Annotated in this window: 17 protein-coding genes and 1 other RNA gene; 3 read left to right on the top strand and 15 right to left on the bottom strand. The window is 47.9% G+C overall.

Features of this window, described 5'->3' with window-relative positions; genetic code table 11:
* Positions 1-290 precede the first annotated feature (290 nt).
* From ACGCCZ_RS07205 to ACGCCZ_RS07170, 8 genes are all read right to left on the bottom strand, one after another.
* Positions 291-1343, bottom strand: coding sequence for an ATP-binding protein (locus tag ACGCCZ_RS07205; protein WP_411655246.1), 1053 nt, complete (start codon positions 1341-1343; stop codon positions 291-293).
* Positions 1344-1430: 87 nt separating this feature from the next.
* Complete coding sequence (locus ACGCCZ_RS07200) at positions 1431-1622, bottom strand: hypothetical protein (protein ID WP_411655245.1); 192 nt, start codon at positions 1620-1622, stop codon at positions 1431-1433.
* A gap of 11 nt (positions 1623-1633) precedes the next feature.
* Positions 1634-2539, bottom strand: a complete 906-nt coding sequence (locus ACGCCZ_RS07195) for an AAA family ATPase (protein ID WP_411655244.1) — start codon at positions 2537-2539, stop codon at positions 1634-1636.
* Positions 2536-4515, bottom strand: a complete 1980-nt coding sequence (locus ACGCCZ_RS07190; RefSeq protein ID WP_411655243.1) for a Mu transposase C-terminal domain-containing protein — start codon at positions 4513-4515, stop codon at positions 2536-2538. The genes ACGCCZ_RS07195 and ACGCCZ_RS07190 overlap by 4 nt, the downstream gene beginning before the upstream one ends.
* 14 nt (positions 4516-4529) lie before the next feature.
* Positions 4530-4595, bottom strand: an RNA gene (locus tag ACGCCZ_RS07185) — hammerhead ribozyme type II.
* A 46-nt stretch (positions 4596-4641) separates the two neighbouring features.
* Entirely contained in the window at positions 4642-4908 is a 267-nt protein-coding gene (locus ACGCCZ_RS07180) for a hypothetical protein (protein ID WP_411655242.1), read from the bottom strand.
* 11 nt (positions 4909-4919) lie between these two features.
* On the bottom strand, positions 4920-5576 hold the full coding sequence (locus ACGCCZ_RS07175) for a BRO-N domain-containing protein (RefSeq protein ID WP_411655241.1): 657 nt from the start codon (positions 5574-5576) through the stop codon (positions 4920-4922).
* A gap of 2 nt (positions 5577-5578) precedes the next feature.
* Positions 5579-5797, bottom strand: coding sequence for a helix-turn-helix transcriptional regulator (locus tag ACGCCZ_RS07170; protein ID WP_411655240.1), 219 nt, complete (start codon positions 5795-5797; stop codon positions 5579-5581).
* A 100-nt stretch (positions 5798-5897) separates the two neighbouring features.
* On the opposite strand from ACGCCZ_RS07170, the gene ACGCCZ_RS07165 reads away from it, so the two are divergent.
* A complete protein-coding gene (locus ACGCCZ_RS07165; RefSeq protein ID WP_411655239.1) occupies positions 5898-6623 on the top strand; it encodes a helix-turn-helix domain-containing protein in 726 nt (241 codons plus the stop codon).
* A 930-nt stretch (positions 6624-7553) separates the two neighbouring features.
* Here ACGCCZ_RS07165 and mgrA read toward each other — a convergent pair.
* The 7 genes from mgrA to ACGCCZ_RS07130 all read right to left on the bottom strand — a co-directional run bounded on the left by mgrA (position 7554) and on the right by ACGCCZ_RS07130 (position 13954).
* The gene (gene mgrA, locus ACGCCZ_RS07160; protein WP_411655672.1) at positions 7554-8552 is read right to left on the bottom strand and encodes an L-glyceraldehyde 3-phosphate reductase; all 999 of its coding nucleotides are present in this window, start codon (positions 8550-8552) and stop codon (positions 7554-7556) included.
* Positions 8553-8819: 267 nt separating this feature from the next.
* The gene (locus tag ACGCCZ_RS07155) at positions 8820-9818 is read right to left on the bottom strand and encodes a DUF1015 family protein (RefSeq protein ID WP_411655671.1); all 999 of its coding nucleotides are present in this window, start codon (positions 9816-9818) and stop codon (positions 8820-8822) included.
* A complete protein-coding gene (locus ACGCCZ_RS07150) occupies positions 9815-10120 on the bottom strand; it encodes a DUF1015 family protein (RefSeq protein WP_411655670.1) in 306 nt (101 codons plus the stop codon). The genes ACGCCZ_RS07155 and ACGCCZ_RS07150 overlap by 4 nt, the downstream gene beginning before the upstream one ends.
* A gap of 504 nt (positions 10121-10624) precedes the next feature.
* On the bottom strand, positions 10625-10837 hold the full coding sequence (locus ACGCCZ_RS07145; protein WP_054325037.1) for a DUF378 domain-containing protein: 213 nt from the start codon (positions 10835-10837) through the stop codon (positions 10625-10627).
* 136 nt (positions 10838-10973) lie between these two features.
* Positions 10974-11468, bottom strand: a complete 495-nt coding sequence (locus ACGCCZ_RS07140) for an MGMT family protein (protein WP_054325038.1) — start codon at positions 11466-11468, stop codon at positions 10974-10976.
* Positions 11469-11605: 137 nt separating this feature from the next.
* The gene (locus ACGCCZ_RS07135; RefSeq protein WP_411655669.1) at positions 11606-11986 is read right to left on the bottom strand and encodes a GNAT family N-acetyltransferase; all 381 of its coding nucleotides are present in this window, start codon (positions 11984-11986) and stop codon (positions 11606-11608) included.
* 1179 nt (positions 11987-13165) lie between these two features.
* Positions 13166-13954, bottom strand: coding sequence for a DeoR/GlpR family DNA-binding transcription regulator (locus tag ACGCCZ_RS07130; RefSeq protein ID WP_054324918.1), 789 nt, complete (start codon positions 13952-13954; stop codon positions 13166-13168).
* Positions 13955-14387: 433 nt separating this feature from the next.
* Between ACGCCZ_RS07130 and ACGCCZ_RS07125 the strand changes: the two genes are divergently transcribed.
* The gene (locus tag ACGCCZ_RS07125) at positions 14388-17546 is read left to right on the top strand and encodes an NPCBM/NEW2 domain-containing protein (RefSeq protein ID WP_411655668.1); all 3159 of its coding nucleotides are present in this window, start codon (positions 14388-14390) and stop codon (positions 17544-17546) included.
* On the top strand, positions 17512-18240 hold the full coding sequence (locus ACGCCZ_RS07120; RefSeq protein WP_411655667.1) for a hypothetical protein: 729 nt from the start codon (positions 17512-17514) through the stop codon (positions 18238-18240). The genes ACGCCZ_RS07125 and ACGCCZ_RS07120 overlap by 35 nt, the downstream gene beginning before the upstream one ends.
* Positions 18241-18245: the final 5 nt, after the last annotated feature.

Genomic DNA, 18245 nt, shown 5'->3' with positions numbered 1-18245 from the left:
TTTACCCGCTACACCTCTGTGCTCAATGTGGAGATCACAATCACGGCATCGTATGGATGCCGACAATAGCATCCCCGCTCCGTACATCGTCTCTATATACTCGGCCTCTCCTCCACAACAGGGGCAATCTGGCAAATTGTCAATCTGCATATATATATCCCTCCTTTAGTGCAATGTTGCGTAGCTTGTCCACCATCCCGGATCCGATGCCGTTTCCGGTACCAGACAGCTCCTCTAGTCTATCCAAGTATTGGCTTACACCAAATGACGGGACAGTCTGGTTGACAAACTCACATAACTGCTCGTCCGTCATCTTGCGGATTTTTACCGCAAGGATATGACGTTGCTGCTCTCCATATGTGCGATGTCTGTGCTTTTTGCTCATGCGCCTCCATCTCCTCTACTCTTTTTTGGAGCCGGATATCCCGGCCCTGGAACTGTACCTCCGTGTATGTCCCGGCAATCCGCGAGGCCACACGGTTGGTATACAGCTTATAAATCCCGTTCATTGTCAGATTGGTATTGATGATGGTCGGGATACCAATATTGAGGCGGGTGTTAATCAGGTCATACACCTCTGATTGTGTGTATCGTGTGACCAACTCTGCTCCGAGATCGTCGATCACCAATAGATCACAGCCATAGATAATTTCCCGGTACTCCATCCCAGCCTCAGATTGCCTAAATTTTGCGTCCTCTAACTGCGCCATCAAATGAGGCGCGGACGCATACATTACAAGATGGCCGGAGCGTGCTACCTCTCCGGCGATTGCCAATGACAAGTGGGTCTTGCCAAGACCCGGATCCCCATAAAACAGTAGATTTTTGCTGTTTTTGCTAAAATCCTTCGCGTATCTCTCGCAGCTTTTAAGGGTTTTGGCCATGTCTTGACGGTGGTCCACATAATAGTGCAGATCAAAATTGTCAAAAGAGCAGCTCTGCGCTGGGGAGACGTCGCATAGCTGCTCATACACCAGCCGGTTGAGGATCGTCTGCCTACAGGGGCATGGTCTGCCGTCTATGTATCCACGATCCTGGCACTCAGGACACGTGTATTTTGGCAATAGATCATCCTCAGACATCTGTGCATCGGTCATCAGATCGTGCAGTTCTTTGCGCGTAGCGTCAATTTGTGCCTCAATCTCTTTGTCGCATGATGATCTCCGTATTTTGGCTATCCCCAACCGCGCAAGCAAGCGAGAAAGCTTATTTTGACAGCCCAGAATAGCCGGATGCGTTGTGCGTAGCCAATTTTGGACCTCTTCTTGTTCTCTGATCGCCTCCCGGCGGCGGGATGATAAGATAGCATCAGCGTGTTGCTCAAGTTTTTTGGGATATCGCATATCATCACCTCCTTATTATCCCCACTCTGCATTTGCGGGCTTGTGACCGTCACCCTTATGGGCGGCTGCATTAAGGATATGGGCGGTTTAACCGCCCATTGTAGAGGTAGGAGGGTCCTCATTCTCGCTTAATCCTGCAAGCAAAACCCCTCCCAAACCAATAACCGGCAATGTCCAGGTAGCAGCAAGTAGATATTCTCCGTCCCTCAGCTGCATTGCGGCGATGCCGCACAGTAATCCCAAGGCCCACGGTCCTATGTAATAGATGATTTTACGCATTACCATCCTCCTCAATAGGCAACGATTTTCATGTATTTGGCCATTGACATCAGCCCCTGATACGATATATCCTCGTTATCTTCCGCGTTGCTATAGAGATTTACAGCCCCGCGGACTCCCTGCTCGCTACGGGCGACAGCCCATAGCAATTCAAGCTCTTTGTCTTGACTTGCCAAAGCCGGGAAGAGCAAGGCGATATCTGCTTTGGTTATCTCCCCAGTGTGCCTGATCTGCACAATCTTTGTCCGGTTGCGGATCTGGGCAAACGCCGGGCGGCGTGTACCGACATTAATTGTCTCAGGATTGCCGATCATGCAGCATCCCAGCTCCGGATTGCTGTCTGTGAGAGCTCGGATAGCCTCCACAGTCTTGATCGGGAGATGCTGAGCCTCATCCACGATGAGGACTTTGCGTCCGCCTCGCAGATGCTCGTCCACCTCTATCCACATATCGTCCTTACGAGCAGCTGATATTTTAAGGCGCCTGCAAAGCGCCTTAAAAAAGGCTGTCACACTGCTGATACACGGATTAGCTGTAATCAGGATTGCCTGACTCGGGTAATCCGACACATATTTCAACGCCGCCTTGGTTTTGCCAATTCCGGCGTCCCCACACTCATTTGCGAGGCCGCCTTTTAGATGGCATATGCGGATTGTATGATAGACCGACTCGCTTATAGATGTCGGTACATACTCCACAACACTATTGGATAGCTCGTCTGCCGCCTCCTTGGTGGCCAAAAATTGGCGGAGTCGGGTCTCGAACCCCGCTACATCGCCTGCATATTTGCTGTTGCGGTAAGTGCTTACTACCGCAACGCTCACTCCAATCCTTCGGGCGGCCTCACTTTGGCTGCCAACCTCCTTGATGTAATCCTCCAGGCGTTGCTGGAGCTCCGGATCGTATTGTTTGCTCATCTTGTTTGCCCCTCTCTTTTGAGTCTGTTGCGGATCATCCGCTCTATGTCGATTACCACGCCGCCGTCCCCGGCTGCTACACGGGTACGCTCAGATTGTGGCACTGGTGTAATCTCTGTAATATTGTTTGTATTGTCATCGGATGGCAACAGCAGTCCTTCGTTATTGACGTGAGCTGCCCGAACAAAGATATCCAAGACGTTGAGTGGTCCATACTGTGCTACAGCCTGCTCACGCTGGATATCGGCGAGGTGTTTTGCCTGGTTGCGCCAGCGTCGTTTTTGCTGCATTGCGGTGCGTACCTCGTCTTTGGAGGCCCCATAGTCGAGCATTAGCTCGCTGATGAGAGGCACCGTCATGATGTACTTCTCGTCCGCGTCGTATACGCGGACACTCCGGAGATCCTCTGGGTCGTATCGCAGATAGACCTTTTTCCCGGTCCAATTGATGAGCAGCTCGTCGCTATGATAATAGAGCCGCTCACCACATACCGTGAGATATACACCATTTTTGCCAACCGTCTGCGCGCGGGTACTACGCATCATCAGCAGATATAGATCGTCAGGTGCGGCACGGCGTACGGTTTGTGGCAGGTGATCCATATACACCTGCAATTTGGTCTTTCCGCGGTCCGCTACAACCTTGCCATTGTAAGGTTGCGCATTAAAATATCCGTCGATCATCTCATTGATGACCTGTGTCAGCTCCCCGTCCGTGGGAATATTGCCCGCCTTGAGTTTATGTTTGAGTTTTTCCGGCTTTGCGACGACGTTGCTTCCGCAATAGCCGTCAAATAGACGGCTCAAAAATGTAAAATTTCGAAATTCTCTTTCAATGATTTTTGCTTGCGCATTACGTGGTAACGCATTGGTCATCTGGATCCCTAGCCGCTGTAAGATCGGAGTCGGCAAGTCGATCTTGACCTTGCTTGCTCGCCGGTGCCCGGTCCCTCCAATATCGATATTGAGATACTCCCGGCCATTATCTACATAGATATGATTAGGGATACCATATCGCTGGATTGCCTTACGCAGCGCAAAAATGGTAGCATCACTACTTGGATGATCCGTCACAACCCAACCTACATAGATGCCGCTGCGAGCATCCAAAAACGCCGACAGCGTCATGCGGTGGTGCCGGTCACTACCATCATCCGCCTTACTGATGACATCGATCGTGTGGCCATCGGCAATCCAGTAATCATTGCTGTCCATATGATCATAAAATCGGTCGACAAAGATACCGTACCGATCATTAAAGGCTTTGTCGCCCTCACGAGCGAGACAGGCTACTGGCTTGCTGTACTCGTTTGCCCAGCGATACATGGTGTCGTAACTGGGCATACGCCCTAACAACTCTGGTCTCTGCTGACCAATCGCCAGCTTTGTTGCCTCATAGCATTTGGAGATCGGGAGTGCCCTCTCGTCCAAATATAGGTACAAAAATAGATCCTTAATCTCATCCGGGAAAGAGGACTTATCCTTGCGTCCAATACCTCGCTTGTCCACAAGCCCATCGTAGTCGTTGGCCTTATACGCGCGCTGGCGGCTGTATAGAATGTCACGGGAGATATGCACGTCCGGATATTTATCCCGGCACTGTGCTATGTACTCCGCGTCCACAGACTCTTTGTCCTTGCGATTGGCACGATAACTCTGCCAGTCCTTGAGGATATTGATCCAGCGGCTGATCTCCTCTCGCTGGGCAGCGGTGTATGCGTCTAGTGGTTTGGACTCCTTAACCGGCTGCGGCTTTTTTGGTTTGCATAGCTCCTTTGGGAGCTCCATACCGTGTTGCCGGTAATATTTAATTTGCAGTTCTGGCTCAAGGGCATCCAGCGCAAATTGATATGCGGGTCTATTCTTTTCGTTTTTAGCAATTTCTCCGCAAAGTTTACCACTTTGCGCTAAGAGCTTGATATTGCGCTGCGTGCATCCCTTAAGCTCTGCAAGCTCTCTCGTGGATAATTTGATCATATTGTCACCTGTCTTCCGGCCTGCCATCATCAGCACTAGGAGGCCATCCCTTAGTGGACGCCCTTTCGGGCGTTTCGGCTTGCACTGCTCGAAAGAGATATTGATATAGGAGAGATAAGTCCATGATTACCCGTTTTCATGTAAGCATCCCTTTCTCCAGTCTAAAATGGCTCTTCTGATCTCCTCTGAAGTTGTACCATAGGTCTGCGCACAAGGGATTTTAATTGGTTTATGGTTGTATGATACATCTCCAGTAATTGCAATCTTAATCTCCAGTATGGTTCCTTCGTTGTTTTTGCGGAGATTACACTCAATAACGTCGCTGATTTCGTTGCCGTCAACAACGATCTTGGCGGCGTTTCCTTCTGTAGTGATCTCAAATGTTCTTGCCATGATAGACCTCCTTAATTCTGACCGAAACGGCGCTTAAAGTAGGTTTTTACTGACGGAGACGATATGGCGTATCCATTAACCGTGCAGTACCGCGCGATCAGACTAAAATTGAGGCTTTGTTGCTGGAGCATTTCTTCAAGCATTGCATCTACCTGTCCAACAACGTCCGGCGGGAAGGTCTCCAGCTTACAGCGGTTACTCAGATCACACAGTCCGGTAGCGTCCGGTCCGCAGTAGCTCTGTCTGGTCCCATGATTTACGACATCTTTTATGATCGGGATTAGCTGCCTCATAACCTCCGTTACAACAGCGGTAGCCGTCTTGGAGATGGCCTCATTTAGGTTTGGCACATACGCGCCTTGCCTGCGGATTGTCGGGAGCACCTCGTCAAACACCCACATCTCAAACCGCTTGGCGGCTGGGAGTTTGCTATGGGTAATCAATCGGTACAAATCGCCCTCCGGGATGAACTTCAGCTCCTGTTCTCCTCCATTTGTAAGGACTCGGTATTTTACCGACCCCTTACAATGGGCGGTGATCGCATCAGCAGGGCGTTTATATCCAAGGGACTTTGCACACGCTGTGGCCGGGAAATAGGGCTTACCGTCAATTTCCAGTACTCCGAGCTCTCCAAATTCGCTGTTCTTAAATACTTGCATTTCATCCATGATTAAACTCCTTTCGATTTGACAAATATATCTTCTACCTGGCAATCCAGAGCTTTAGCAATTTCCCTGGCGCGCAGGTGGTTGATTCTCTTTGTTTTGCCGTTTTCAATGCGGCAAATTGCACAACCAGCTAATCCTGCACGTAAGGAGAGCTTATGTTGTGACCATCCGTGTTCTTTACGGCGTTTTTCAATTTCATTAATTCTGGGGATTACAAACAATGTTTATCCTCCTTTTCTTGTTCGTTCGACTAAGCTGTATAACAATTATATCTTATTCGTATGCATAAGTCAAGCGGTAAAGTTGCGTTTTGTTTTGCATTTGAACAAGTTGAATGATATAATCTTTCAAAAAGGAGATACAAAAATGGACAATGGTTTATCATCAGTAGCTCTACGTCTAAAAACATTGAGAGCAGAAAAAGGGATTACACAAAAACAACTTTCTGAAAAGACTGGGATTGCATATAGCACTATTATCGGGTATGAAAACGGAAAACGAGAGCCAAACTCAAAGGCAATGGCCGCGCTGGAAGATTATTTTGGTGTGTCAGGTGCTTATTTAAGAGGGGAGAGCGACCAACGAGATCCCCCTTTCAAATGGGACGATACGGAATCAATGGAGGCCGTGCGCCAATCCCTTCCACCTGTATTAAAAAATCTGTCTGATGCTATAGCCAAGTGCAATTCTAGGCAACAAAAGTTGATTTTTGACATCGTGACCGAATTGCATCGCGCTATTGCAAATGGTAGTGACTCAGAAAAAGATTTTTTGATCGATGCCTTGCACGCTGATGTTGAGAGTACAATTTTAGACAAACAAATGCCCTCTACCCCAACAGTAGCAGAGGCAGAGGGCGATATTTTCGACAAATTCACAGATGCTGAGATTAGGCTATTTACAAGATTTCTGCTGTATCGAGGGATTAGCGAGGATGACGATATTACTCCCGTCCAGGTTGGTATGCTGCAGTCTGCCGCGCTGATCCTCGATACAGCTTTTCCCGTCTCTAAAATCAATGCGGACCACATTTCCATGGATGCGTAAGCGCATAATCCGCCGGAAACGATCTGTACTCATTACCTTTTTCATAACCCTTACCCTTTCAATATGTAGTAAGGATATGGCCAAATCCTATATATTAATAACGACAATTTTTTCAATTTAGGGACACTTTTAGCCTTGACAATTTATGCAATATATACACCCTTTTATTTCCTAATATATATATTATTATCAAAAATAAACATATATAAAATATTATTAAATATTAGAACAAAGTAAATTTTATTCACAAACTAAGACAAGCAAAACGCTAAAGAATATTTATACATATTATTCAAAAAATATACATTTTTAAAACTGCCAACAATTTTATTCATAATTAGAATCAATACGTGACAAACCCGCATGAATACTTAATGGGAAGCACTTCCCATTAAGCCTTATATGGACTTCCCCTATTTCCCATTAAAACGGAGAGTACAAGAGCGCCTCCAAGTAAGATATAGGCCATACTATTCTAATTATTTAAATCAACTTTATAAAAACAAAAAAGGCCCACATGCCGCAGTTTTATGCGGTTTATGAGCCTTCGTGTTAAATTCATTCCTGCTGATTTTAAGCGATTTTAAACATTTTAAAAAGATTGTTTAAAATTCGATACTGCGTGATATACTCGCCTGGATCGACGCAAAACAGGCTATAAAACTTTGCATATAAAATACAAAAAATACGACATTTTCCAAGATGTCACCAATTCTAACGCCCCAAAAACGCCGGTCTAAAGCCATTTTTCGGTTTATCAACAGTTATCACGGGTTTTCACGCCTATTTTCCTAGTTTTGTATTTTACCTACAAATCTACACCCAACAGCGGCCTACCCAAGCCGCCTTAAAACAAATAAATGCGCCCTGGAACAGTCGGAAGCCGCTGTTTCAGGGCGCATGTTTGTAAAGGGTCCGTTCGAGCAATCTTTACTTTGCCGGGCTGATTGCGTCGATAGCCCGAAGTTCTTCTTCGGTAAAGGCTGTATGGCCGATAATTTTGAGATTTTCGAGAATCTGTTCCGGCTTTGATGCGCCGATCAACACGCTGGTTACCTCGCCGTCGCGCAGAATCCAACTCAAGGCCATCTGCGCCAGGCTTTGGCCACGGCTTTTGGCCAACTCGTTCAGTGCGGTAATCTGCGCAAGCTTTTCTGAAGTCAGTTGTTCTGCATGCAGGAAACGCCCATCGGTTTTGATGCGGCTGTCCTCCGGGATTCCTTTTAAATACTTGTCCGTCAGAAGCCCCTGCGCCAGGGGACTGAACGCAATAATCCCACATCCATTTTGTGCAGCAAAGGCCTTTAAACCGTCTGTTTCAATATGCCGGTCGAAGATGGAATACCGGCTTTGATTGATGATAAACGGGCATTTGAGGTCCTTTAGAATCTCCATCGCCCGTTGCGTATGCTCCCGGTCATAGTTGGAGATCCCGGCATACAAGGCCTTTCCGCTTTTGACCGCTGTGTCGAGGGCCATCATGCTCTCTTCCAGTGGGGTATTGGGGTCCATGCGATGGTGATAAAAAATATCTACATAGTCCAATCCCATCCGTTGAAGGCTCTGATCCAAACTGGCCAGCAGGTATTTCCGGCTGCCCCAGTCCCCGTAAGGGCCATCCCACATTGTATATCCAGCCTTGGTGCTGATGACCAGCTCGTCCCGGTAGGCGGACAGTTCTTCCCGTAAAATCCGGCCGAAATTGCGTTCTGCGCTGCCGGGTTCAGGGCCATAATTGTTGGCCAAATCAAAATGGGTGATTCCATGGTCAAAGGCTGTGAAACACATGGCCTTCATGTTCTCATAGTCGCCATTGGAGCCAAAATTATGCCAAAGCCCCAACGAGAGGGCGGGGAGCTTCAATCCGCTATTCCCACTGCGGGGGTAAGGCATGGTTGCGTATCGGTTATTACTAGCTGTATAAGACATACAAAATCCTCCTATTTGTTTTATTATAGGTGAAAATCTGAACTTCTAATCGAAATTGTACAGCTTCAAGTACACTTGAAGTCAAGAGGAATTTTGTAAAGAATCCCTTTCTTTTTATGTTGTTTGTTGATGGACGAGGCCTTTCGATTGATCCATCGTGTGGGGATACAGCTGGATAACGGGCAATGGCATCTTGACAGCCATCCTTGTACGGAGCAAGAACACATTTGAATTTTCAACAACAAATTGTTGAAACAGTGGAAAACATTACGATTCGTAATGAGAAAGAGGTTCCTGAGAGAAAAGCGTTGTACTTTCCAGAGGGTGAAAGGCCAGTCCTGTAAACAGTTTGGGATAAAACCAGGTTGATTTCTGCGGCATTTTTTCGCCAGCGTCCGCGACTTCACAGATTTCCTTGATGCGAGCAGGATTGACAAAGAACGCGCACTGGCATGCGCCCGACCGGGCAGAGGCCAATGCCTCGGAAAAATCGTGCGTATAGGTTAAATGCGTCTGCTTGGCAAGCTTCTCTGCGTCGATGCCAAGCATTCCCTCTAAAATCACCTTGTGGAGAAGGGATACATTCAGGTTTCGAGTGGCCGGGCTCTCCTTTGGACAAAGGCGATCCATCAGGGTTTCGTCCTTTAAAAGCAGCAAATGCCAGGTTTTTCCGCCGGAGTAATAGGCAAAAGCCTTTTTGCCCTGCCGGTGGAGGGCATCCATGTTCGTCTCGATGTATTCCGGGGGTGTGTCCATCTCATATACCTGAAAAACGGTGGCACAGCGCTTGAGCAGTTCTTTCTCGTCGAAGGAGTTCAGTCCGTGAACTAGGCGATGGATGGGTAAGACCGCCAGGCCGGAATGGTTCAGGTCAGCTAACCCAATCAGTACGTATTCTGCTTCGGGCAATCCCTGTTCCCGACACCAGTTCCGGTAACGCAGTGCGGTTTCATAGCGATGATGCCCGTCGGCGATATAGATCTTCCGATTGCGGAAATCCTCGCACAAGGCGCCGATGGCTAAGCGGTCATTTATGACCCAAAGGCGGTGTGTAACGCCGTCCACCGTACAGGTACTGCGTGGGGTATCCGAGGAAAGGCGTTCTATACGCTCGCGCGTTTCCCGTTCCGGGTCCGCATAGAGTCCATAAATAGGGCTGATATTGCAGCCGGTCGCCTGCATCAGGCGGAATCGATCGAGTTTTGCCTCATCAAGCGTATTTTCGTGGGGCAATACGATTTTCTCAGAAAAGTCCGAGAGCTTCATCCGGCACAGGAGAAGTTTATTCCGCAGCGTTTCCCCCGCACTTGAAATTCTTCCTCATAAAGAAACATCGCAGGGGCGGAGTCCTGTTTGAGAATGCCCTGCTTCATCCAATCTCTCAAGAGTTCTGCTGCATGCGGATAGGTATCTGGGACTTCTAGGTGCATACTGTTATACGGGCTGCGGGAGAGGTATGCTTCCCGGTCGCCGGGAGCGAGTACGTCATAGGGAGGACAGATCAGGTCCTCCAGACTGCCGGCCTTGTTTGTATAGCGCAAAGCGCGCAGGGGTGCAATTTCTGCCATGGATACCGCCTTTCTGGCCTCAAACGGAGCCATTCTGTTCCATATGGGAATTTTTAGGAGCTGGGATTCGTATGACCGCAAAAACGGGAGAAACATGAGCAGATAACAGCAGGCAAACATACCGATATCCAGCGCCTTTTTCTATATTCTGTTATTTATTATAAAAAAGCTCCCTTTGTTTGTCAAAAGGATGAACGGTACCTACGGAGGTCGAGGATCTCTCCGTTCTCTGCTTTTGGTTCTAGTAGCGCCGGCCAGTGTGATGGTTGAAAAAATCTTTCCTGGGGAATGGATCGAAAAACAACCTGTTGCATCCCGCTTTATGGGATACAACAGGTTGTTTTATAGTATATACGATATTTGGATGGGTTTCCCGGATTCAACGGCTGCATTGCGATCCTTAAAAACACTTGTACAGAGAACTCCGTTTTAAACAGCAAATGAGCGGTATCCATTCAGCTGCCCGCTATCAGTCGTTAAAGGCGGATGGAAATAGATGCCCGTCTAGCTCGCGTGGGGGACGGGATGGTCGTCGCGGCGGAACAGCATACTGATACACCACAGAGCGCACAGCGCCACCACTACATAGATAATACGGCTGATAATCCCGGCCTGTCCACCACCGATCCAGGCCACGAGGTCAAATTGGAAAAGGCCCACAAGGCCCCAGTTGAGGCCGCCGATAATCAGCAGCGTCAAAGCGATTTTATCCAACATATTTTTCTCTCCTTTGGCCCGTCGGGGCCCTGAACTTTTGCGGAAAACTCCGCTTGTCCCCATTTTTCCCGCAGAAGAGAAAAATATACGAAGTACGTTATTGGAAAGGGAAGCGGCTTCCAATTGATCCAGTTCTTTACAAATCAGAACAGCCTTTCAAATCAAATAGAGAATTTTCATAATCTTTTACATAATACCGTATATTCTTGCGGCCTTTTTGAATAATGGTGTGTCCCTCTGTTTCTAACTTCTCTTTCTGTGCTTCAATCCCGCCGGGATATTTGGCATTTAGCTCTCCGTTTGCTTTCAATGTTCTCCAATAAGGCGTTTCATCTTCGGAACGCTGATCGCTTGCCCACGCTACAATCGAAACAAAAATTCCTGCTGTAATAGGCTCTGTAAAATCTGCACCGCTTAACTCTGCAAAGTATTCCCGTATTTTCCCAACAGTAATTACTTTGCCATAAGGAATTTTTTTCATTATTTTGTCATAGTCTGTAGGTGGGGCAAAATACATTTTGTTTCCACCATATTTTTCAATACTTTTCTGGTCTGTAATCGTTTGAAACTTTGGCATATCCGAATGGTTGTGTAACATAGCGTTAAAATCTTTTTTCTCTTCATTTGCCATTTCAGCCACCTCCTACTTTCAGGATAATGGGTTCAATCCTTTTATGCAATGAGACGGTTTAAAAAATCTCAACAATCAAAGATTTATTCGTCACTGAAAACTGGGATTTGCCTGCTCTTACAGCCGGAAACAAGCGCCTACCTTTCCTTTATTATCATGTAAGATTGTAGGCTCTTTTGGCAGCCATTCTTTTCATAAAATTTCTCTACGTCTGGTTGCGAACCAAAGTATAACATGGTAGGGGTATTGTCCTTTGCCAGTTGCAGAAGTTTGCTTCCAACACCCTGTTTTTGATATTGTGGAAGAACCAGTAATTCTGTAATGGTTCCAAAATAATAGCCGTCAGAAAGAATACGCAAACATCCAACAAGCTTCTTCTGGTCATAGGCTGTTATATTGAGTGTTTTGGATAATGCGCTCTTTGTCCGTTCCATATCATAATCACCCGGCCATACTTGATGAACAAAAGAAATAAACATGGATGCATTGAGTTCTTTATCGTCTACTTTGTAGTCCATTACGGTTCCTCCACAACTTTCAAATGATTTTTAGTTATATTAGAACATCCAAAAGAACGAATTGGAAAGTCCCCGCAAGGCTTCCACGGCCCCTTATCCGGATGTTTCAATGCCCTCTCAGCCGTCGGAAATCTCTGATTTCCTCTTACGGCGTGAGGTTATCTATAACATCCAAAAGAATAAATTGAAAAAATTCCCCGCAAGGCTTCCACAGCCCCTTATCCGGATGTTTCAATGCTCTCTCAGCCATCGGAAATCTCTGATTTCCACTTACGGCGTGAGGTTATCTATAACATCGAAAAGAACGAATTGAAAAAATTCCCCGCAGGGCTTCCACAGCCGCTTATCCGGATATTTCAATGTTCTCTCAGCCGTCGGAAATCCCTGATTTCCGCTTACGGCGTGAGGTTATCTATAACATCCAAAAGAACGAAATGAAAAAATCCCCCGCAAGGCTTCCACGGCCCCTTATCCGGATGTTTCAATGCTCTCTCAACCGTCAGAAATCTCTGATTCCCGCTTACGGCGTGAGGTTATCTATAACATCCGAAAGAACGAATTGAAAAAATTCCCCGCAAGGCTTCCACGGCCCCTTATCCGGATGTTTCAATGCTCTCTCAGCCGTCGGAAATCTCTGATTTCCGCTTACGGCGTGAGGTTATTATAACATGATACTCCTAACAAACGGTGGATTCTTGGCTTCTAACGCCATATAAGGGAATCATTTTCGCATATGTGCCAGCAGTTCTATAGAATAGAGCGCACCCTTTCATGGCCATAATTTCTTTTCTACTTTTGACCCGTTACGGATCAGCCGATGATTTGTAAACGGCATTCCTCCATACTGCTCCTATATCAATCCTTTGACAAACCATAAACAAATAAGTTCTGGATGAGTCAAACAGAAATGAGATCGTATGGTATTTCAAGTGTGGAAAAGGATACTCTATTTCAAGGGCATCCTTTCACAGAGATTCATTTCTTGGAATAAACCATTCTATATGGCTCTTTCATTTGTCGGAACTTGGTTGCAAATGATTTGTTTTTCTTTTTTCCACTTCGTTTACCAATCCTCTGTTTATGCGGATATTCTCAATTTTTAACCATTTCTTGAGAAAAAGCGGCCTTGCAATTGCAAGGCCGCTTTTCGTTTCTTAGAAATCTCAAATGTCTGAGTGGTTACTCCTCCTCGGCGATGTACAGCTCGATTCCATGATCCCGGATATTCTGCCGCCATTCCTCAGACAGACCGCTGTCGGTGACAATGGCATGAATCTCCTTTAAATCGCAAAAATAAGCGGGACGGACCTTGCCAAACTTGCTGGAATCCGCGACTAACACGCGAACGAGCGATGATTTCAGGATTGCCTGCTTGGTGGGAACCTCATAGCTGTTGACACAGGTGACCCCCAACTGCTCGTGGATGCCCGCAGCAGAGACAAAAACCTTCCTGGCCCGGATGCCACAGATGAAAGCAATGCCCTCTTTGCTCTCGAACATCTGGGTATTGGAATGGTAATTTCCTCCGGCAAACAGCATTTTGACCCCAACCTTGCGGTGTAATTCCATCAGAATATTGATGTTGTAGCACAATGCAGTGATGTCCATATTGTTGGGAATATGCGGTACGATCTGTTCCGTGGTGGTTCCCGTGTCGAGAATGATGATGTCGCCCGGTTCAATCAAGGAAGCTGCCAGTTTACCGATCGCTCCCTTTTGCTTATCCTGCTTGCCCACTTCCGACAAAAGGTTATAACCTGCGTCGGTCTTATGGATTCCATGGGCCGGGTTGTATACGGTGGTGCCGTGAATATTTTCTGCCACCTTATTGGCTTCTAAAATACGCAGGTCCCGCCGCACCGTCATTTCTGACACGCCGAGTAGGGAGGCGAGCTCCTTGATGGATACGAAGCTTCGGATCTTCAGGATCTCGATCAAACGGTTCAGGCGTTCGGTCTTTTTGTTCATGATTCGCCTCCGTAAAAAAGATAACTTTTGTTATAAGTGTAACATTTTTATGTAAATGTGTAAAGTGTCGAACGCAAAAGTGAAAATATTGGTAAACAATAGAACGAGAAGACACGAAATGGATCAAAATAAAATATGGCTTCCTTTCACGAATAGCCTTTGTTTAAGCGCAATTTTATAAAATTCAATCAAAATATGGATAATTGTTGCGAAAATATGTATTTTTATCTTAATTTCTTTGAAGCATTAAAGATGCTTGATGTAAATATTAGTATAAAAATGAAAATTGGTGAGAAGGATTTTTATATAATTTATCAAATTAGTGTGTCAAACTAGGGCTTTTGTTAAGATGTGGAGGCGGTCCAGCAGCCGCTTTTACATAAAGTTTGCAGGGATTTGATAACCTGTAATTTCTTAAGAAGGAGAGAGAAACGTGAAGAGAGTAAAAGCACTGGTAAGTCTTCTGCTCTGTGCAGCGCTGATGGCTCCGGCGTCGTCAACTGCATTCGCAGCAGCTGACTACACCGAGCAGCCTCAGCAGGCGTTCCAACTGACGACTCTGCCCTCTGCGGCGACAAGCGTTTTGCAGAAGGTACTTACGGCGCCTTCTGCCGCACAGGCAAAGACTTCCGGAGAGACAGCGGAAAGCGCCAAAGAGAAGGAGGAAATCCTGGAGGAACAGGAAGCGGCTGCAGCAGGGAAGCTGCCACCGCAGATGGGTTGGTCCACTTGGAACTTCTTCCGTGAGAAGATCAATGAAGAGAAGGCGATGGATGCTGCCAAAGCCTTGGTAAACACCAATCTGAACGATCATGGCTATGTCTATTTTAACTTGGACGACTGCTGGCAGTCCAATATGCGCGATGAAAACGGTCGGATGCAGTTCGATTTGACGGGCTTCCCCAGCGGACCGGATTTCATCAAGCAGATTAATGCATTGGACCCTGAAAATCCGTTGAAGGTCGGTTTGTACAGCTCCAGCGGCGAGCTGACCTGTGAGGATTTGCCCGGCGCTGCGGGTAACGAAGAACTTGATGCCCAGACTTTTGCAGAGTGGGGCGTCGAATATCTGAAATACGACTACTGCCATGTGGTCGATATGGGCCCCGATATTGGCTATACCAGCTATACAAAGGCCCCGGATGTGGACTACATTACAGTGGCCAAAGCCGGCACGCCAGAGGGCGAACAGCTTCAGGCAGAGGATGCGATTCTGGAGGGAAATGCATCTGTTGTCAAGGGTGGCGGCTGCTATGGAACCGGCTATGTGACGGGCCTGAGCGCGAACGGCGGTTCCATTACCTTTAAAAAGACCGTCGACGAGCCCGGTGAGTACGTCTTGACCATCGGCTTCAAGAAGACAGCGTCTGAATTGTCCAAATATGCGCAGATCGAAGTGAATGGGGAACGCACCTATGAAACGCTGATTGCGCGCACCAGCGGCTGGAGCAATACCGGCCGTCAGCAGGTTTATATTGACCTGGACGCTGGCGAGAACACCATTAAGATCTTCAACCCCATCGACGGCCAGAAGGCGGACTCGATCCGCCGTTATTCCAAGATGGGCAACGCTTTAAAAGAAGCAACGGCGAAGGTCGCAGAGGAGAACCAGACGGAAGAAAAACCGATCTTCTTCTCCGTTTGTGAACACGGCAGAACACAGCCCTGGACCTGGGCGGGAGATTTTGCAAACTCCTGGAGAACCTCTCATGACATTTCCGCAAGCTGGAGTTCGGTTATGTCGAACTATGAGCAGGCAGTCACCCTTTGGTCCTATCAGAAGCCGGGCACCTACAATGACCCGGATATGCTCGAGGTCGGCAACGGCGGACTGAGCAATACGGAGAATAAGGCACATTTCTCCCTGTGGGCAATGATGAACTCTCCGCTGATTGTGGGCTGCGATATTCGCGACTTCGTGTCGGAGACTAGCCCGGACGGTGTGGATCACGAGGTACATAATGGTGCGTATGATGTTATTACCAACGATAAGGTCATTGCACTGAACCAGGACCCGCTCCTTCTGCAGGCAAAGCGCATTTCTACCGCAAACGGCATTGACATCCTTGTCAAACCGCTTGAAAATGGCGAAGCGGCAGTTTGCTTCTTCAACAAGAGCGGCGCAAATAACGCGACCGCAAGTGTAGATTTGGCGAATCTGTCCGATGAAGACGAGCGTATCACCTTGGCCTCCACTTCGCTCTATATGGTCGAAGATCTCTGGGAGGAGAACAGCGAGGATGTTTGTGGAGAAATCCTGAATTCCGGCGAAATCCCGACCCACGGCGTGAAGCTCTATCGTGTGAAGGCCGCAGAGCCGGGCAGCATCGACAAGATGGGAGTCGTAAGCCTCAGTTCCGAATACGGCGTTTACAATGCAGGCGAGACCGCAGAGTTCACCGTAGAAGTGGAAAATGTCGGCCGTGAGACCATGAAAAACGTGGTCGTATCCCTCGATGCTCCGGAAAGCTTCCAGGTCACCGGAGGGGAAGAGATCGCAGAACTGGCATTGGGCGAGAAAAAAGAAGTGACCTTCCAGGTTACCATGCCAGAGGACGCATCTTGTTCCATTGCAAAGCCGGCAGACGATTATATCTTGTCTGCAACAGCGACCTATACCTATGATGGCGATGAAGAGAATACAACGAAATTGGCGACGGAACCGGTGAAGGTTTCCAAGGCGCCGGTCAATACCGTTACCAAGCTGGGCGATTATCCGTGGCTGAGTGCAACGGTTGGCTGGGGCACCGCGCCGGGGCGCAACAAGTCCATCGATGGCAATGCGCTGCGGCTGGGTGGTAAGACCTATACATCCGGTATCGGTACCCATGCAAATTCCGACATCCAGATCTATCTGGGCGGCGGTTCCTACAAGTTCCATTCCATCATTGGCGTGGACCAGGAGATGCAGGTTGCCACTTCCAGCATCCAGTTTGAGGTGTTGGCGGATGGACAGAGCATCTACAAGTCCGACGTATTGAAGAAGGATTCCAGCGAAGAAATCAACCTGACTATCACGGATTGCCGCGTACTGACTCTTCGTGTGACAGATGCAGGCGATGGCAACGGCTCCGACCACGGCGACTGGGCGGATGCAACGCTGACCAAGCTGGACGATGTCAAGGAGTATGAGATCCATATCGCAGAAACAGCGAATGGCACGATTATAACCGATCCGGAAGGTTCCGTTTTAGACGGCCTGCCGCTCGAAATCACATTTACTCCGAACGACGGTTATAAGACCTACAAGGCAGTTGTCAACAATGAGATCGTTGTCCCTGTGGACAACAAATATACCCTGGAGAATATCACAAGCGATGTGGAGATTTCCGCAGAGTTTCTTGCAACCGAGGAAACCGGCACGCCGTTGGAAATCGAGTCCGCAGAAAATCCGGCGGATCAGGATGTAGAGTACGGCACAGAGTCCGGCGTGTTGAACTTGCCGGAGACGATTACGTTGACTCTGAAGGGCGGCATGCGTGCAACGGTTCCTGTTACTTGGAACCTAGAAAATTATGACCCGAACGCTGCTGGCAAGCAGGTCATCAGCAGGTACTTTGACTCTGCCGGAATGCATTGCGAACACCGCTGAGATTCAGGTGACCGCAGTGGTCAATGTTGCAGAGGAAGATGTGCATAACATCGCTCCGGACGGAACGGCGTTTGCTCCGAGTACAGCTCTGGCAAGCGGAAAGCAGGCTTCCTTTGTCAATGACGGCATTTTTGACGACCAGGCAGAGGGTGCAGGCGGCAAGGGCGTATTCGGAATGAAGAAGCTCGACCAGATTCCAGAAGATGACCGTTATGTGCAGATCACTTGGGATACGCCAAAGGACGTGGAGAGCCTCATCCTGTGGAGCTATTTTGCAAAGGATCAGGGACCGAAGAACTTTGACGTACTTGTAACAAAGGATGGAGACGCCTGGGAAAAGGTCGCCAATTCGGGCGACATCACCTGGAAGTCGAATGCAGCAGACCGCGAGCAGGAGCAGAAGGAGATCGTATTTGACGCCGTGCAGGAAGGAATCACGGGCGTACGCATCTATGTGAACAGCTCTTACAGCACTTGGAGCACCAACGCGGTCATCACGGAGCTTCAGATATTTGGAAGGAATAGCGCAGAAGAAAAGGTAAACGTAAATTTTACAGAGCCCGTTAACGGTAAGATTTCGGCGGCTACAGACAGTGGCGAAATCGTTGCGGGCCAAACCGTAGCCGTCGGAACAACAGTCACCTTTACCTTTACCCCGGACGAAGGGTATCATGTAGAGCCGCGCGCTGATTAATGGCG

It is taken from the genome of Anaeromassilibacillus sp. SJQ-1 (genome assembly GCF_046693725.1).
Classification (GTDB): Bacteria; Bacillota; Clostridia; order Oscillospirales; family Acutalibacteraceae; genus Anaeromassilibacillus.
The sequence above is the reverse complement of the archived record's forward strand: the minus strand, read 5'-3'. Positions and strand labels throughout refer to the sequence as shown.

Bases quoted from the DNA above. Each gene is read 5' to 3' on its own strand.
- ACGCCZ_RS07195 (WP_411655244.1), bottom strand. From the start codon at position 2,539: ATGAGCAAACAATACGATCCGGAGCTCCAGCAACGCCTGGAGGATTAC.
- ACGCCZ_RS07150 (WP_411655670.1), bottom strand. From the start codon at position 10,120: ATGGCAGAAATTGCACCCCTGCGCGCTTTGCGCTATACAAACAAGGCC.
- ACGCCZ_RS07130 (WP_054324918.1), bottom strand. From the start codon at position 13,954: ATGAACAAAAAGACCGAACGCCTGAACCGTTTGATCGAGATCCTGAAG.
- ACGCCZ_RS07155 (WP_411655671.1), bottom strand. From the start codon at position 9,818: ATGAAGCTCTCGGACTTTTCTGAGAAAATCGTATTGCCCCACGAAAAT.
- ACGCCZ_RS07200 (WP_411655245.1), bottom strand. From the start codon at position 1,622: ATGCGTAAAATCATCTATTACATAGGACCGTGGGCCTTGGGATTACTG.
- ACGCCZ_RS07205 (WP_411655246.1), bottom strand. From the start codon at position 1,343: ATGCGATATCCCAAAAAACTTGAGCAACACGCTGATGCTATCTTATCA.
- ACGCCZ_RS07180 (WP_411655242.1), bottom strand. From the start codon at position 4,908: ATGGCAAGAACATTTGAGATCACTACAGAAGGAAACGCCGCCAAGATC.
- mgrA (WP_411655672.1), bottom strand. From the start codon at position 8,552: ATGTCTTATACAGCTAGTAATAACCGATACGCAACCATGCCTTACCCC.
- ACGCCZ_RS07190 (WP_411655243.1), bottom strand. From the start codon at position 4,515: ATGATCAAATTATCCACGAGAGAGCTTGCAGAGCTTAAGGGATGCACG.
- ACGCCZ_RS07145 (WP_054325037.1), bottom strand. From the start codon at position 10,837: ATGTTGGATAAAATCGCTTTGACGCTGCTGATTATCGGCGGCCTCAAC.
- ACGCCZ_RS07175 (WP_411655241.1), bottom strand. From the start codon at position 5,576: ATGGATGAAATGCAAGTATTTAAGAACAGCGAATTTGGAGAGCTCGGA.
- ACGCCZ_RS07140 (WP_054325038.1), bottom strand. From the start codon at position 11,468: ATGGCAAATGAAGAGAAAAAAGATTTTAACGCTATGTTACACAACCAT.
- ACGCCZ_RS07135 (WP_411655669.1), bottom strand. From the start codon at position 11,986: ATGGACTACAAAGTAGACGATAAAGAACTCAATGCATCCATGTTTATT.